Genomic DNA, 15,436 nt, shown 5'->3' on the forward strand with positions numbered 1-15,436 from the left:
CATCTTTTATTATGGTGCAGAGAAATACACAGGCAAAAAATTACTCTGCCTAAAAAAGATATAACAAAAGCAAAGAAAAAAGCGAAAACAATCAATCCACCTATACCAAAAGATGCCAATCCATCTGTTATGAATACCATTCAAGCAAAGAAAAAGTACTATAAAGATGAAGTTGATTACTATGATTGCTCGGAAATTGCGGATGACTTATATGCGGCAGCTGGGAAAAAGGGGGTTATTTATGAAATTAAACCTAAAACCTATCGTCTATTTGTTGAAGAGTATGGTAAAGTCAAAAGTTTTGACTATCATACGGTCTATTCAGACGGAAAATACATTTATGATCCTAGATACAATGAAATTCCTATTTTAGAAGAAGAGTACTTTAATATTATTCAAAAAGAAAACCCGAATGGTATAACAATTAGAGAGGAGTAAATCAAAATGCAATCAAATTCGAGTTTAGTACCTGACTATTTTCGCGAGGCATTTCCTCATAAACAGTTACACGGGGATATGTATGATGAAGAGGATATTTATTATAAGATACCGAAATTAGTTTTTAGATTTGTGGATAACACACCGACCGAAAAGTACGACCAACTAAAAGCATGTATCGAAAGCTTTAACGGAAACTTAAAATGGACAATGTTTCAAAGCTTTTATGGACGTAGGGTTAGAAACTATATAATTACGCCGGAAAGAGTTTACGAAATGGTAGCTGATCTCTTTGAAAAAGAGACAAGCATGGGTGAAAAAGAATATTTTTCCGAAGAAGAATTTAAATTCCTATGTGACAATGCCATTGCAGATATCCCTGCCCTATATGAACACATTAAAAATAATTATCAATTTTAGCCTTTCATTTTATAAAGAACTATTTTCCTGAGCCCTATAAAGGAGACCATGAAGAAAACGAACCTACGCAACTTCATGGTTTATTTTGTATAACTCGAATAAAAGTAATGTAGATTCTGGCCGATATGACGATTCAGATTTCAACTCTGATTTAGATACGCTCAACATGTATGATAGAACGAATGAGAGCTCGCCATAAGATATTTTCAACGCAGCAAGCAAATATAATAAGGACATCCAAGATAATAAAACAAATCGTGTGAAAGATTTCTACGATCATTATGGCGCAAATGATTCAGCAACTGGTAAAAAAGAAATGGAACGTATTCTAAATGACTGGACAATCGGCAGTTGGTATATTGCAGGAGATTATTCAGAAGCTGAGCAAGAAAAACATAAACAGGATTTCCTGAATTACCTAGAACGGGGCGAAAAGAAAAATGTGGGCACGAATTAAGCAAAGAAAAAGGCTCTGGCTAGCTGGCATACTCTTATTTTTAGCAATTCTTACTTGCACAGTGTTTTTTCCAAGCAATACAACTATAATGCCTTCAAACGTGCCTATGAAGACGGAAATCTATACGAACAACTTGATGCCTGTATGAATACGACAAGATATGCTGACGACATTGAAAAATTGGGGTACCCTGTAGATAAGTTTGACTTAAAAATGAACCAACGTGTGTCCAACATCAGGATTCCATTAAAAAACCAAGCTTACATGATTCTTTCCGTGCCCATGAGTGAACAATTTCAAATAACCATTTATCTTGATGATGGAAACACCATTCACACATATTACGACACATCTGTAAAAATAAAGGATGTCAGTATAGGAAACACAACAAAAACAAATGAACCTGACGTTAGTGATCAAGTTATCCAACAGGAAGAAGAAGAGTCCTTAGCCGCGGCCAAAAAGTTTACTGCTGATTTATATCATGAGCTTTATGAAAACAATTAATTTTTTACTATTTGCACTAATATTGAAGTAAAGCAAAAATAGAAAGTAGGCTAACAAATTGGACATAAAAATTTCTGAAAAAGAATTATTTTTACAAAATGGAAAGAAAGTAACCTTTTCCCATGAAATTCGCCAAGTAGAAGTGAGAGAAAGTCTAATAATTGTTTTATTGAGCATTCCTTATAGTGACAATACTGTAAATAATATTTTAGCCATTTCATTTGAAGGCGCTATTAGTTGGATAGTCGAAAATGAGAACGCTAATTACCCTACACTTCCATATGAACAGATGATTGCAAAATCAGATACCATTCTTGCAACTGATTTTTATGGTCGCAGAAGCTATATAGATATTAAAAACGGGATAGTTATAAAGAGAGAGCATTAAATAATCTTGAAATGTAAATTTAGATGCATATTCAAAGTTTATAAGTGATATATCCCCCCTGAAATTGTGATTAGAAATGATGCTAAAAAGACAAGCAATAAACATGGAATATCACATTAATTTTCAAAATAAAGTAGCTAAGAAGGTATGTTATGTTTATAAGATATGATGAATTAGAATTGATGGAACTCTTTCTTACAGAAGAGAAAAGTATAACAGGAAACCCAGAAGATGGTAATCTTTTATATAAAAGGGAATTAGCAAATTTTAGTTTAGCATTATATATCTATACTTATGAACAACAAATTGATATTTTTTTGAAATACAAAAACAAAGAAATATGCTGTATGGATTTAAGTAATATAACTACACTGAAAAAGGAAGGCTCTTATTTAAAGATATATCAAAATGAAAAAGAGCTGGCAAAAATTCATTTTGGCTCAATCTTTACTGTTTATGTAAAAGAATAGTCCCCTATGCAAATAAAAGTAAGTTAGTTTCTCCCATCAAGATTTTCAAATTTAATATTTAAGTAAATTCATATTAACAAAAAGCGAGCTGAACCCCCTTCCCCCAGAACGGTTCCAACTCGCTTATTTTTCATAACTAGGCATTCGTCTGCCCCATCTCTACCCCAAACCACAAAAAAGACCGCGAGCCTCATGTTCCAAACGTCCTAAAACGCCCATGAAGTCTCCGGTCTCGTGGGTTTGGCACCCAAATGGGTTATGAGGGGTTCGAACCCCCGACCCGCTGATTAAGAGTCAGCTGCTCTACCAACTGAGCTAATAACCCATCATAGAAAAATTACCAACAGAGAATATTATAGCACTTTCGCGCAGATTTGCAAGCAATTCCATAAAAAAGAGGGCGTGTGGCCGGTAGCTGCTGGCCCTCTTTTTCTTTATCATTCGACATTTGTTTCACGATTGTTTTGTTGTTCGCCTCGTCTCTTTTTAACCAAATAAATCGCAATTAATAGCACAAACCACACTGGCGTAACAAAGAGGGCTATCCGCGTATCTTCCGCAAGCGCCAACACGACAACGATAAAAGCAAGAAACGCTAGTACCAAGTAATCAGAAAATGGATGAAGCGGCATCTTGAATTTACTTTTTGCTGCTAGTTGCGGCCGAGTTTTGCGATATTTCAAGTGACAAATGATCATGATGCCCCAAATAAAAATAAAGCATACGGTCGAAATACTCGTTACTAAGGTGAAAACCCCTTCTGGAATGACATAGTTCAAGATGACCGCCACTAAAATGACCATTGTTGAGAAAAATAATGCATTCGATGGTATTTTATGAGAAGTCAATTTTGTCATCGGAGCAGGCGCGTTTTTTTCCTTTGCAAGGGAGTAAACCATCCGACTTGTACTAAAAATGGCGCTGTTACACGCAGAAGCTGCCGAAGTCAACACAACAAAATTGACGATTCCCGCTGCCGCCGTAATTCCAACAGCCATAAACACCTGAACAAATGGGCTTTCATTCGGGTCAACCGCATCCCATGGATAAATGCTCATAATGACCAAAAGTGCCCCTATGTAAAAAATGATAATTCTCAGTGGAATATTATTGATTGCTTTTGGAATAACACGCTCGGGATCTTCCGTTTCGCCCGCAGTAAGACCCACAAGCTCAATCCCAGCAAATGCAAACATAACCATCTGGAATGATAAAATAAATCCTTGCGCCCCATTCGGAAACCAGCCGCCGTGACTCCATAGATTCGTAAAGCTTGCCGGCCCCGAACTAGTGGAAAATCCTTTAAAAATCATGAAAAGACCAATCACAATCAGCGCCAAAATCGCAACAACTTTAATTAAAGCAAACCAAAATTCCATTTCGCCAAAAAGCTTGACCGTCGCCAAATTCATCACTAGTAAAACGACGAGCGCAATCAAACCTGGAATCCACTGTGGCAAATCCGGAAACCAGAACTGCATATAAAGCCCGACCGCCGTCAAATCTGCCATCGCAATCGATACCCAGCAGAACCAGTACGTCCAGCCTGTAACAAAAGCTGCCCCGTTTCCTAAATAATCATGCACAAAATCTACAAATGAATGGTAGTTTAAATTTGAAAGCAGCAGTTCTCCCAGCGCCCGCATAATCAGGAAACAAATAATCCCCGTAATCATATAGGCAAACAAAATGGATGGTCCCGCCAAATGGATGGACTTCCCTGCACCTAAAAATAATCCTGTCCCGATCGCTCCACCAATTGCGATCAGCTGGACATGTCGGTTTTTTAATCCTCTCGCTAAATTTTGATCTTCAGACATATGTATTTCCCCCTCAATATTTTGGGCCTTCTACCTTACCAATTCGCCAAAAATCTAATTTCACACTATACAAATGATTTTTTTATATCTTTCAATGATACAATAAAATCTGACAATTGCAAAACGGGCTCTTAATTTCAGCTTTTTATTTTTCACAATGTAATCGATGTCAATTATGAAAAGTGTACCATTAGTGAAACGAAGCCATCAAGAAAAGCGCTTGCAATTATAAAAATCGGATTTTTATTTATTGATAAATCAGGTTTTGCGCGAAAAACATTCCCGTTCTACCCTAATTGAAGAAATTTTTAGGTCTATTCGCTTATTTTTCAAACTGAGTAATAACTTTGTGAAAAAGTAGATTTATCCTCATGCAAAAACTAATACACATAAAAAATGCTGCCTTTTACTGACAGCACTTCTTTGTATAACTTATTAATGAGAAAATAGCCGAATACCCTCAATTTTCTCAGCTGCAACACCCGTTATTTCAATACCCAACTTTTTAAAAATAAGCTTCCCATCTTTCATTCGAGGTCCACTATCCGCCTCTTTCAGAAGTTCCACCACCTGTTTCCTCGGAACTTCAAAAACAGCTACTCCTTGATAGGTTACATTTTTCATCCGAACATCAAAAGTCAAGCTGTCCAATTCTCCAAAGCGATATTTAAACGCCACACCTGACCGCTTTTCAAATTTGTCCATACTTTCTTCCCACTTTTCTTCTGCAAATCCAATCAATTCTTCCACCTGTTCAGATGACCAGCCAAATTCAAGCTGTCCAGCACCGCTTCCCGGCCGCAATTCAAAAGGCGTGTCAGCATTTATTTCCCGGGTAATAACATCCGCATATCTAAAAATACCCGCTTCTGCCACACCAAAAGCATGCTTCACCATCCGAGCCTGCAATGTATCATCCGTCATTTCAATAGAAAACGAACTCGTTTCCTCGCCAGTTTCACGATTCTTATAAATCAAACAGCCACGATAAACATCTTTCCCGACAGCGTGATAAATCATTCGTTTTTCTACCCGTGAGGTAACAGAAACTAATCGATACTGCTCACCTTCAAACATATATTTGGTAAAGATGCAGTCATTCCCACGACCATCCTCAATTTCAAGTCGTACTTCCCCATCCGTTTCAGCTTGCAACACATCCAATGCAAAAATCGCATCAAACCGTTCTGCAATATGATCAGCAAAACCAGGATAATTCGTTGGCTCATCATTCAGCAACAAATGCAATCTACTCGCCGTAACACTATCGGGGTAATCCTGCCCCCACAGCCGAACCGTTTCGATTCCATCCGCAAGAAAATCTTTCAATTCGTGCGTACTCATGTAAAAATTCTTCACTTTTTGAAGCTCGCCGTTTTCCCCTCGCACCAAGTCTATCGTCTCAATTTCATCCGTATCATACAGAATTTCTGCCTCAATTCGGCTCGCAAAACAAGCCATATCCTGCATAATAATCGCCTTGGCATGCAGAATACCATTCACATACAACATGCCGTGATTATACTCTCCATACACAATAAAAGCAGTCAAATCACCATGCACATAAAAACTATTGCCGCCAAGAAAAGCCTGCCGTACCTTCAGATCACCGAAAACGGTTAACGATGGTGAAAAATCGGTATCATAGGCTTCCAAATATTCATCAATGTGTAAATCCTTCAAGAAAACAAATCCAACAAATAAATCCGAACCGCCAATCGTTTCCAGCACTGGCAAATCAGGTGTCAGATACAACTTTTCCAAATGGGCATTTTCACATGCAACAAGAAAATATTGCCCCTCTTCTTGATAACCAAATCCAATTTCCGGCACTTCATCTGAGAGCTCATTCAGAATCTCATCAATAAAAGCGCGCGGAACGACCTCAAATTCCAGTCCCTCGATCATCACTTTCGGCACTTCCGACCACGTTCTTCTCGGCTGCATACTCGCCACCAGCTTTCATAAAGATTTCCTTTTATTATAAGCTACTTTCAGGAGTCTTACCAATCACCGTACAAAAAAAGAAGCCTGCCAAAACTTGCTCAACAGGATTCTTTCTTCAACTATTCCAAAATATCATCCACTTCATAGGTCTCTTTAATGTAATTGATCTTCAAATTTTGTCCCTTCTGCGCTCGAATCTTTTCGATCATTTGACTATTTTCCGTAAAATAACCGTTATTTGTTTCGGAGTCGTCCAGCCTAAAAGACAGCTTTTCCCCCTGATCCTGCAAAATTGTGACCGTTCCTTCTACCGGCCCGACCGCATGCTTGCCATATTCCTTATCATACCAGCGATAGCCAACAAAAATGAGGGCAGTTATACAAACAACTGAAATACCAGTCATCATTATTTTTTTCATTTGAATACTCCTTTAAATTGTATTTCTTTTATTATAACGAGTATTCATTCGTGCAGCCCTGCTTTTTTCTTACAAAAACTCTCTGTACGCTTACTTTTTTGTAAGAAAAAAGACCTTTCCTCAATTAAAGAAAAGGTCTTCCCAATTATTATCAATTAAGCTAAACGCCACACACTTTTCACCACATGAGTCTGATTCCGGTCAGGACCAACAGAGAACATGGACACCTGAACACCAGTCAGTTGCGCGATTCGCTCCATATAGTGACGTGCATTAGCAGGCAGATCATCGAGTGACTTCACGCCCGTAATGTCTTCCGTCCAACCTGGCAGCTCTTCATAAACCGGTTCACAACGAGCCAGATCCTTCAAACTAGCCGGGAATTCTGTAATCGTTTTGCCATCCAGCTTATACGCCACACAGATTTTCAAAGTTTCAATACCCGTCAGCACATCCAGAAGTGTCAGAGATAGATCCGTTAAGCCACTGACACGACGCGCATGCCGAACAACCACACTGTCGAACCAGCCAACGCGACGCGGCCGACCTGTCGTTGTCCCGTACTCATGACCAACTTCACGAATATTATCGCCAATCGCGTCAAACAGTTCAGTTGGGAATGGACCATCTCCAACCCGTGTCGTATAAGCTTTGGCAACCCCTACAACATGATTGATTTTTGATGGACCTACACCGCTTCCGATCGTAACCCCACCGGCGATTGGATTGCTTGAAGTAACAAATGGATAAGTACCTTGGTCAATATCCAGCATAACCCCTTGCGCCCCTTCAAACAGCACTCGTTTACCTTCATCAAGCGCGTCATTCAGAACGACCGACGTATCGCAGACATATTCTTTGAACTGCTGCCCATACTCATAATACTCATCTAGGATGTCTTCCAAACGGAAACCATCTAATTCATAAAATTTTTCTAGTAAGCGGTTTTTTTCTTTGAGGTTGTGTGCAAGTTTTTCTCTGAAAGTTTCTTTGTCTAAAAGATCGATGACACGAATCCCAACACGCGCAGCTTTGTCCATGTATGCCGGGCCAATGCCTTTTTTGGTCGTACCAATCTTGTTGGCACCTTTACGCTCCTCATCTGCTTCATCAATACGAATGTGATAAGGCAAAATCAGATGGGCACGATTGGAAATACGCAAATTCCCTGTATCGACACCTTTATCATGTAAGTATTTTAATTCTTCCACTAACGCTTTAGGATCAACAACCATTCCGTTTCCGATTACACTGATTTTCTCTTTGTAAAAAATACCGGATGGGATCAAGTGAAGCTTATACGTTTCACCGTCAAATTTGATTGTGTGCCCCGCATTGTTACCACCTTGATAACGCGCGATTGCCTCTGCATTCTCAGAAAGAAAATCTGTAATTTTACCCTTTCCTTCATCGCCCCATTGTGTTCCTACAACAACAACTGAAGACATGTAAACACCTCATTTAATTGGTCTTTGGTTTTAAAACCATGATTTTCCATCCTTTATTTTACCGTTAGATGCAATAATAGTCAATGATTTCACGAACAATTTCCGCAACATTTTTACCAATGTTCGCTTTTGGGCTTTATTAGATCACTTGACTTTTGAATGATTCTTTTATAAAATTAACATTGTAAACTTAAAGAACATTGTTAATTTAAATTGGAGGTAGCAAAATGACACTCAGATCACGCAACGATCAGGAAAAGGCTTTACTCAAAGAAAAAATACAGAATGCAGCTGTCGAGATCATTGTGAAAGAAGGGTATCACAAGCTGTCTATCCGGAAAATCGCCCAAAAAATCGGCTATTCCCCCACCACGATTTATAACTATTTTAAAAATAAAGAGGATATCCTTGAAAGCATTGCAATCAGCGTCTATTCAGAAACAATTATTACGATCCAGCAGTATTTTTCAGAAAATCCCACATTAAATCCTCTAGAAAAATTGGAAGCCGGCTGTACGACCTTCATTCAAACAATGGTCAAAAATCCAGAAAAATTCCGCGCAGTCATGTTAAGCGGCCACCGCCAAATTTTGAATCAACCTGAAAATACCCAACACCTGCCTCACGGAACCGAATTATTGCAGCAAATCTTAGAAGAAGGTGTTCAGCAAAATATTTTCCGCCCCGTCTCAGATGAAACCGCCGAAATGATTCTCGTTGCTTTAATGGGCTTTGTTTTCCACATTGTCTCCGAGCAAATCGAAGACGATCAAACCATTAACACCATGTCAGAACATTACTTGACATTATTGATACAAGGATTAAAAAAGGAGGACCTCCAGTGAGAACACTTATTTTATACGATTCCAAGTATGGGACAACAGAAAAATGTGCCCAGCATCTGGCCGCGCAAATAAAAAACGATGTGGACATGCAAAAAATTATTCCTAAGAAAAACTATGATCTATCTGATTACCAGCAAATCATTCTTGGTACGCCCATCTATATGGGAAAACCGCGCAAAGTATTTACAGAATTCCTCAACAATCATCAAGATTCCCTCCTCACAAAACGGCTCCATCTCTATATTTGTGGTATGCAAGAGGCCGCTGCCGATGAAGAACTCAAAAATGCCTACCCTAAAAAACTTTCTGAGCACGCTACCCATCAGGCATATTTTGGCGGTGAGTTTATTTTTACTAAAATGAACTTTTTTGAAAAATTGATTGTTAAGACCGTCACAAAAAAAGGCCATCCAACCGTCGAAACTCCAGAAAGTAATGACATCTGCGCTCTCCGCCACGAAGAAATGGAAGTTTTCACGAAAAATATTATTCTCGGCAAATAAAAAACAAGGCTCTTTGGAAATTCATTTTTCCCCGAAGAGCCTTGTCCTATTTTATTTCATTGCTTCACGTTCAATCAGTACATCGCACGGTGCATAAAGTGCCACATAGGAAGAAACGCTCCCCAGCAACATTCGAGTAATCGCAGAATGTCCAACAGCCCCGAGAACGATCAGATCAGCCGGATATTTTTCCTCCGCCACTTTTAAAATTGTCGCTTTCGGTGAGCCAAATTCCACAAAAGTATGAACCACTTTCACACCCTGCCGCGTTGCCTTTTCCTTATACTCATCCAGCATTTTCTCAGCCGTAGCCGAAAATTCATTCACCGTCTGCCCGCCATCAAGTGCTGTAAAATTGGCAAAATAAAGCGTATCAATCACATGGATGATTCCCAGCTCAGCCTGATTTCGAAGCGCCGTCCCGATCGCCTTTTGAAACGCCGCATCACCACTGTCCGACCCGTCAACCGCCACCAAAATACGTCCATATTCCTCTTCCATCATCAAAACTCTCTCACCTTTTTTGTTATTCGATACCCGTTAAAGGACCGAAAAAAACTTTGAGCATTCTCATGAAATTATGAACACAAATAGGCCTTTTAGCCTGATAAAATTCTTTTAAAATCGTATTCCGGCCTTCAAAACTGAGTTTCCAAAAGTCTTTGAAAGCATTGAGCCCCAACAGTTTTCAAGGTATAATAAAGATGTTGCCTATCCAATCTGCAACAAGTTTGGAGGTGTACCCCATGTGGGAAGATCTTCTCACGCAAATTATAGCACCAAGCATTGTTGGTGTTGTTACAACCTTTTTTGCTTATTGGCTAAATAAGCATGATCCCGACAAAAAACACTAGGCAACATCTACCTTTAGCCCACTATCTTGTTATATAAAACAAGAAAACCCCTATCTGTAGACCGACAGATAGGGGTTTTGTGTTCCACAAATGTGGGACTCTCACGCTTATACAAGCATTATAGCATATCTCCATGTGTGTTTCAAGGCTTGTCTGTGAAATTTGACCTAGAAAAGCTCTACTTAAGCACCAGGCGGGGCCATGGCATCATCAAAACGAACTTCCAGATTGACAAATTTATTATATTCTTTCACAAAGGCCAATTTGACATCTCCAACCGGACCGTTCCGCTGTTTGGCGATAATAATCTCAATTGTGCCGTCATTTTCGCCTTCACGATCATAGTAGTCTTCCCGATAAAGGAAGGCAACAATATCCGCATCTTGCTCGATCGAACCGGATTCACGAATATCAGACATCATCGGCCGCTTATCTTGCCGCTGCTCCACGCTACGTGATAACTGCGAAAGCGCAATAACAGGCACTTCCAATTCACGAGCCAACGCCTTGAGTGACCGGGAAATCTCCGAGACCTCCTGCTGCCTATTCTCGCCGCCACGACCACTTCCTTGTATCAATTGCAAATAGTCGATCACAATCATGCCAAGACCGGCTTCCTGCTTCAAACGTCTGCATTTTGAACGAATCTCATTGACCCGCACACCCGGTGTATCATCAATATAGATGCCTGAATTTGACAGCGTCCCCATGGCAATTGTGAGCTTCTGCCAGTCGTCCGTCGTCAAAGAGCCCGTACGTAAATTCTGCGCATTGATATTGCCTTCCGCACAAAGCATCCGCATGACGAGCTGCTCAGCACCCATTTCCAAACTAAAAATCGCCACATTTTCATCCGTCTTCGTGGCCACATTCTGCGCAATATTCAGCGCAAAAGCAGTTTTACCAACAGAAGGACGTGCCGCAACAATGATCAAATCATTACGCTGAAAACCGGCTGTCATCTTGTCGAGCTCATTAAAGCCCGTCGGTATCCCCGTGATGTCCCCTTTACGGTTATGCAAGGTTTCAATATCGTCATACGTTTTGACCAGCACATCTTTAATATTTTTAAATGCACCCACGTTTTTCCGCTGCGATACTTCCAGAATGCTTTTTTCCGCCTCGTCCATCAGCGAATCTAGCTCATCCTCGCGCGAATAGCCATCAGTGGCAATTTGGGTCGCAGTTCGAATTAAACGCCGCAGAAGGGCCTTGTCCTCAATGATATGGGCGTAGTATTCCAAATTGGCAGCCGTTGGAACCGCACCCGCCAGTTCGGTCAAATAAGCCAGTCCACCGACGTCCTCAATTTGACCGCCTGCTGAGAGGGCTTCATATACGGTTAAAACATCGACTGCTTTCCCATGGTCATTCAGGTTAAGCATCGTGTCAAAAATTGTTTGGTGCGCCTGACGATAAAAATCATCCGGCATTAGAATTTCAGAAGCCGTGATCAGCGCGTTCGGTTCAAGAAAAATTGCCCCGAGCACAGCTTGCTCTGCTTCTATATTTTGCGGTGGGGTTCGATCCTGAAATTGCTCCACGTTCCTCGCGCTCCTTCTTCTGGCTTACTTTTTATTCTTCGCTAACATGTACATTCAGTGTGCCACTGACTTCATGGTGCAGCTTGATTGGCACCTTGGTATGGCCGAGTGACCGGATGGCATCTGGTAGTTCAATTTTCCGCTTGTCTACTTTTACACCATGATCTTTTTGCAAAGCCTGTGCAATTTGTTTCGACGTGATCGAGCCGAACAAGCGACCGCCCTCACCCGATTTTGCTTTCAATTCAATGGTGATTTTTTCCAGCTTATCTTTCAAATCTTTTGCCTCTTGAAGCTCTTCTGCAGCCTCTTTTTCAGCCTTCTTCTGCTGACCTTTTAGCGCGCTCATGTTGGCCGCAGTAGCTTCAATCGCATAATTATTTTTAATCAAAAAGTTCTGTGCGTAACCATCTGCTACATTTTTCACTTCACCTTTTTTGCCTTTGCCTTTTACGTCCTTCAAGAAAATAACTTTCATTTTATGTTTCTCCCTTCCAGTAAGCGTCTATTGCGCCTCGTAATTGTTGTTCTGCATCACTAATTGAAACATTTTTCAGCTGAGTCGCCGCATTGGACAAATGACCGCCGCCGCCCAGTTTTTCCATAATCACCTGAACATTGATTTCACCCAATGAACGAGCGCTGATACCAATCATTTTATCCGGTCGTTCCGTAATGACGAAAGATGCCTGCACACCTTCCATCGAAAGCATCGTGTCAGCCGCTTGAGCCGCGATGACCGTGCCAAAAACCTCGCCGTCATTTCCCACTGCAATTGCCATGCCGTCATGATAAATTTCAAGCGACTCCACTAGCCGACTGCGCTGGGTAAACGTGGCCAAATCCTCTTTCAAAAATTGCTGCACCAAAACCGTGTCTGCTCCAAGTGATCTTAGATAACTCGCCGCATCAAATGTACGCGACCCGGTTCGGAGTGTAAAGTTTTTTGTATCTACAACAATGCCTGAAAGTAGCGCTGTGGCTTCGATTTTTCCAACCTGTTCCAAATCAGGCTGATATTCAAACAGCTCCGTGACAAGTTCCGCCGTAGATGAGGCATAAGGTTCGATATAAACCAGCACCGGATTCTCCACGAATTCCTCTGATCGCCGATGATGGTCAATTACAACGATATGTGCCGCAGATTGCAGCAGTTTCTCACTAATCACCATGGACGGCTTATGCGTATCCACCACGACGAGCAAGCTTTTATCTGTAATATTATCAATCGCTGTTTGTGGCATAATAATATTTTTAATGACATTCGGGTATTCTTCAATTTCTGTCATCAGCCGCTGGACATCCGGACTCATACTGCCCGGTTCAACGATCACATAGGCATCCCGGTCGTTCATTTCTGCAATCCGCATCACGCCTAAACTAGAGCCGATCACATCCATATCCGGATAGCGATGCCCCATGACAAACACTTGGTCACTCTGCGTGATCAATTCTTGCAGCGCCTGAGAAATCACTCGAGCCCGTACTCTTGTCCGTTTTTCCATTGGATTGGTTTTCCCACCGTAGAAACGAACCTGCCCCTCAGGCTGCTTGATGACCACCTGATCACCACCACGACCGAGCGCCAGATCCAGACCTGATTGCGCCAAATCTGCCAAATCGATGAGATCCTCTTCGTTGTAACCAATGCCGATACTAAGCGTCAGTGGAATATTTTGCTTGGATGTCCGTTCACGAATCCGATCCAGCAAAGAAAACTTCTCCTCTTCCAGCTTGGCCAGCTGCGCCTCATTAAGAAACGCCATAAACCGATCCGCAGAAATCCGCTTCAAATAGATCCGGTGCTCGCGAGCCCAGTTGGTCAGCATAGATGTGACCAGATTGTTGAGCGCACTCCTTCTGCGATCATCCATTCCCTGCACCCATTCATCATAGTTATCCAGAAAAATAATTGCAAATACCGGTTTTTCAGCCAGGTATCGACTGTTCAGCTCGTAGTATTCCGTCCGGTCATACAGATAGAGAATCCGTTCCTTGCGTTTTACGATCGTGTCAAATCGATGATCATGCCAAGCGATCGACTGGATGCCGCTATCTTCTTCCCCCTTGATGACAGCCAGAAATTCCGGCCCGACTTCTTCGAGTGAAGCACCAATCAATTCCTTTTGATCGAAGTATTTCGCCATAAATGGATTCAACCATTGAATATTAAAATTTTCATCATACAGCATGATTCCCATTGGCATCTCAACAAGCGCAGCCTCTTCACTTCGCTTGATGCGATACGTTAAATTAGAAACATATTCCTGCACATCCGCGTGTAGCCGATGCTCCAAATAAAACATCGCCGTGATTAGTGCAATCCCCGCAACGAAAATAACCAGCGCCAGCCACCACGCGTAAAAAAACGTGATGATGCACAATATGATCGTTGCAACAATCAAGCCGTATAATGGATATTTCAGCAATCTTTTTTGAAAAAAATCCTGCATTCCATTCAGCTCCCCATTTTCTATAATCCTTGTGAAAATTGAAGTAGTTTTATCATAACATAAAATCGAAGTCAGTCTAATCCATTTTCTATTTTACCCGTTAATCTGCCTATATTCAAATTTAAAAAAAGCTGAAGCCGCCAGAGAGGCGTTCATTCAGCTCATTAAATCTTCATTTTCACTTTTAATCCCTTCATTAGCTTGGCCGAAGCAATACACTCTTCCCCATTCGACATCACAACGACACCATTTGCCAAATCAAGCTCACTAATATTGTCTTTATTGACTAGATACGAACGATGGCATCTGTAAAACGGTTCACCAAGCAGCTTCTCAATTTCTTTCATCTTTGCATAAAATTCCGTCTGTCGATTTTTCCCGTGTAAAATAATTTTATGAATCTTAGAAGATGTTTCAAAAAATAAGATGTCGTCCATTTTCTCATGAATAATCTTTTTATCGGATACTTGAAAAGTAAAATATTTCTCCGTTTCTTTATCGTCCATCATCCGCTGATCGACGCTTTTCATACAATTGAGTACCCGCTCCTGAAGCTCGCTGATGTTGTCTTTGATGATATAATCAAGCGCCTCCACTTTATACGTGAAAGTCAGATACGTAAGCTCTGCATGCGTCGTAATAAAAATAATAAAGCCACGCGGATCCACTTTTCTGATTTCCGTTGCCAGCTCAAAACCGTTCATGTCCGGCTGCTGCAAATCAATATCTAAAAAGTAGAGCCCCTTGCCATAATGATTACTCTTGAGTTGTTCCAGCATTTCGTACGGGTCTGCTGTTGCAAGTTTGAGTTCCATATCAAATCGTTCCACCATGATGAAATCTTGAATATATTTGGTGAGCCGCTCCCGCTGAACTCGATTATCTTCACAAACATAAACCGGTAGCATATTTAGCCTCATTCC

At 40.9% G+C, this 15,436-nt stretch carries 18 protein-coding genes and 1 tRNA gene; 9 read left to right on the plus strand and 10 right to left on the minus strand.

Annotation, left to right across the window (positions count from 1 at the left end; all coding sequences use genetic code 11):
• The 6 genes from CS921_RS03120 to CS921_RS03145 form a co-directional block, all read left to right on the plus strand.
• The coding region (locus CS921_RS03120; protein ID WP_205527756.1) for a hypothetical protein at positions 1–438 on the plus strand (438 nt) is incomplete at its 5' end.
• A gap of 6 nt (positions 439–444) precedes the next feature.
• Positions 445–858 (plus strand): hypothetical protein, encoded by a 414-nt coding sequence (locus CS921_RS03125; protein ID WP_099221604.1) that lies wholly within the window; start codon positions 445–447, stop codon positions 856–858.
• A gap of 316 nt (positions 859–1,174) precedes the next feature.
• Positions 1,175–1,315, plus strand: a complete 141-nt coding sequence (locus CS921_RS03130; protein ID WP_162921675.1) for a hypothetical protein — start codon at positions 1,175–1,177, stop codon at positions 1,313–1,315.
• A gap of 54 nt (positions 1,316–1,369) precedes the next feature.
• A complete protein-coding gene (locus tag CS921_RS03135) occupies positions 1,370–1,822 on the plus strand; it encodes a hypothetical protein (RefSeq protein WP_099221606.1) in 453 nt (150 codons plus the stop codon).
• Between the two features lie 58 nt (positions 1,823–1,880).
• The gene (locus CS921_RS03140; protein ID WP_099221607.1) at positions 1,881–2,210 is read left to right on the plus strand and encodes a DUF7957 family protein; all 330 of its coding nucleotides are present in this window, start codon (positions 1,881–1,883) and stop codon (positions 2,208–2,210) included.
• A 152-nt stretch (positions 2,211–2,362) separates the two neighbouring features.
• The gene (locus tag CS921_RS03145) at positions 2,363–2,680 is read left to right on the plus strand and encodes a hypothetical protein (protein WP_240422292.1); all 318 of its coding nucleotides are present in this window, start codon (positions 2,363–2,365) and stop codon (positions 2,678–2,680) included.
• 252 nt (positions 2,681–2,932) lie between these two features.
• On the opposite strand, the gene CS921_RS03150 is transcribed toward CS921_RS03145, so the two are convergent.
• The 5 genes from CS921_RS03150 to CS921_RS03170 all read right to left on the minus strand — a co-directional run bounded on the left by CS921_RS03150 (position 2,933) and on the right by CS921_RS03170 (position 8,314).
• A tRNA-Lys gene (locus tag CS921_RS03150) sits at positions 2,933–3,005 on the minus strand.
• A gap of 112 nt (positions 3,006–3,117) precedes the next feature.
• Positions 3,118–4,500: an amino acid permease gene (locus CS921_RS03155; protein ID WP_099221608.1), complete on the minus strand. Its 1,383-nt coding sequence runs from the start codon at positions 4,498–4,500 to the stop codon at positions 3,118–3,120.
• A gap of 435 nt (positions 4,501–4,935) precedes the next feature.
• Entirely contained in the window at positions 4,936–6,447 is a 1,512-nt protein-coding gene (locus CS921_RS03160) for a hypothetical protein (protein WP_099221609.1), read from the minus strand.
• Positions 6,448–6,566: 119 nt separating this feature from the next.
• Positions 6,567–6,866: a hypothetical protein gene (locus CS921_RS03165; RefSeq protein WP_099221610.1), complete on the minus strand. Its 300-nt coding sequence runs from the start codon at positions 6,864–6,866 to the stop codon at positions 6,567–6,569.
• 155 nt (positions 6,867–7,021) lie between these two features.
• Positions 7,022–8,314, minus strand: a complete 1,293-nt coding sequence (locus tag CS921_RS03170) for an adenylosuccinate synthase (protein WP_099221611.1) — start codon at positions 8,312–8,314, stop codon at positions 7,022–7,024.
• A gap of 227 nt (positions 8,315–8,541) precedes the next feature.
• Between CS921_RS03170 and CS921_RS03175 the strand changes: the two genes are divergently transcribed.
• Entirely contained in the window at positions 8,542–9,159 is a 618-nt protein-coding gene (locus CS921_RS03175; RefSeq protein ID WP_099221612.1) for a TetR/AcrR family transcriptional regulator, read from the plus strand.
• Complete coding sequence (locus CS921_RS03180; protein ID WP_162921677.1) at positions 9,156–9,662, plus strand: flavodoxin domain-containing protein; 507 nt, start codon at positions 9,156–9,158, stop codon at positions 9,660–9,662. Before CS921_RS03175 ends, CS921_RS03180 begins: the two co-directional genes overlap by 4 nt.
• 51 nt (positions 9,663–9,713) lie before the next feature.
• Here CS921_RS03180 and CS921_RS03185 read toward each other — a convergent pair whose 3' ends face one another.
• A complete protein-coding gene (locus tag CS921_RS03185; protein ID WP_240422293.1) occupies positions 9,714–10,166 on the minus strand; it encodes a universal stress protein in 453 nt (150 codons plus the stop codon).
• A 242-nt stretch (positions 10,167–10,408) separates the two neighbouring features.
• Between CS921_RS03185 and CS921_RS15445 the strand changes: the two genes are divergently transcribed.
• Positions 10,409–10,516, plus strand: coding sequence for a type I toxin-antitoxin system Fst family toxin (locus CS921_RS15445; RefSeq protein WP_121497037.1), 108 nt, complete (start codon positions 10,409–10,411; stop codon positions 10,514–10,516).
• A 182-nt stretch (positions 10,517–10,698) separates the two neighbouring features.
• On the opposite strand, the gene dnaB is transcribed toward CS921_RS15445, so the two are convergent.
• The 4 genes from dnaB to CS921_RS03205 form a co-directional block, all read right to left on the minus strand.
• Entirely contained in the window at positions 10,699–12,060 is a 1,362-nt protein-coding gene (gene dnaB / locus CS921_RS03190) for a replicative DNA helicase (RefSeq protein WP_099221614.1), read from the minus strand.
• 31 nt (positions 12,061–12,091) lie between these two features.
• Positions 12,092–12,538, minus strand: coding sequence for a 50S ribosomal protein L9 (rplI, locus tag CS921_RS03195; RefSeq protein ID WP_099221615.1), 447 nt, complete (start codon positions 12,536–12,538; stop codon positions 12,092–12,094).
• Between the two features lies 1 nt (position 12,539).
• The gene (locus tag CS921_RS03200) at positions 12,540–14,513 is read right to left on the minus strand and encodes a DHH family phosphoesterase (RefSeq protein WP_099221616.1); all 1,974 of its coding nucleotides are present in this window, start codon (positions 14,511–14,513) and stop codon (positions 12,540–12,542) included.
• A 164-nt stretch (positions 14,514–14,677) separates the two neighbouring features.
• Positions 14,678–15,421, minus strand: coding sequence for a LytR/AlgR family response regulator transcription factor (locus tag CS921_RS03205; protein WP_099221617.1), 744 nt, complete (start codon positions 15,419–15,421; stop codon positions 14,678–14,680).
• Between the last annotated feature and the right edge of the window lie 15 nt (positions 15,422–15,436).

It is taken from the genome of Listeria costaricensis, assembly GCF_900183385.1.
Lineage (GTDB): Bacteria > Bacillota > Bacilli > Lactobacillales > Listeriaceae > Listeria > Listeria costaricensis.

Bases quoted from the DNA above. Each gene is read 5' to 3' on its own strand.
- CS921_RS03125 (WP_099221604.1), top strand. From the start codon at position 445: ATGCAATCAAATTCGAGTTTAGTACCTGACTATTTTCGCGAGGCATTT.
- CS921_RS03130 (WP_162921675.1), top strand. From the start codon at position 1,175: ATGGAACGTATTCTAAATGACTGGACAATCGGCAGTTGGTATATTGCA.
- CS921_RS03145 (WP_240422292.1), top strand. From the start codon at position 2,363: ATGTTTATAAGATATGATGAATTAGAATTGATGGAACTCTTTCTTACA.
- CS921_RS03155 (WP_099221608.1), bottom strand. From the start codon at position 4,500: ATGTCTGAAGATCAAAATTTAGCGAGAGGATTAAAAAACCGACATGTC.
- CS921_RS03160 (WP_099221609.1), bottom strand. From the start codon at position 6,447: ATGCAGCCGAGAAGAACGTGGTCGGAAGTGCCGAAAGTGATGATCGAG.
- CS921_RS03165 (WP_099221610.1), bottom strand. From the start codon at position 6,866: ATGAAAAAAATAATGATGACTGGTATTTCAGTTGTTTGTATAACTGCC.
- CS921_RS03170 (WP_099221611.1), bottom strand. From the start codon at position 8,314: ATGTCTTCAGTTGTTGTTGTAGGAACACAATGGGGCGATGAAGGAAAG.
- CS921_RS03175 (WP_099221612.1), top strand. From the start codon at position 8,542: ATGACACTCAGATCACGCAACGATCAGGAAAAGGCTTTACTCAAAGAA.
- CS921_RS03185 (WP_240422293.1), bottom strand. From the start codon at position 10,166: ATGATGGAAGAGGAATATGGACGTATTTTGGTGGCGGTTGACGGGTCG.
- CS921_RS15445 (WP_121497037.1), top strand. From the start codon at position 10,409: ATGTGGGAAGATCTTCTCACGCAAATTATAGCACCAAGCATTGTTGGT.
- rplI (WP_099221615.1), bottom strand. From the start codon at position 12,538: ATGAAAGTTATTTTCTTGAAGGACGTAAAAGGCAAAGGCAAAAAAGGT.
- CS921_RS03200 (WP_099221616.1), bottom strand. From the start codon at position 14,513: ATGCAGGATTTTTTTCAAAAAAGATTGCTGAAATATCCATTATACGGC.
- CS921_RS03205 (WP_099221617.1), bottom strand. From the start codon at position 15,421: ATGCTACCGGTTTATGTTTGTGAAGATAATCGAGTTCAGCGGGAGCGG.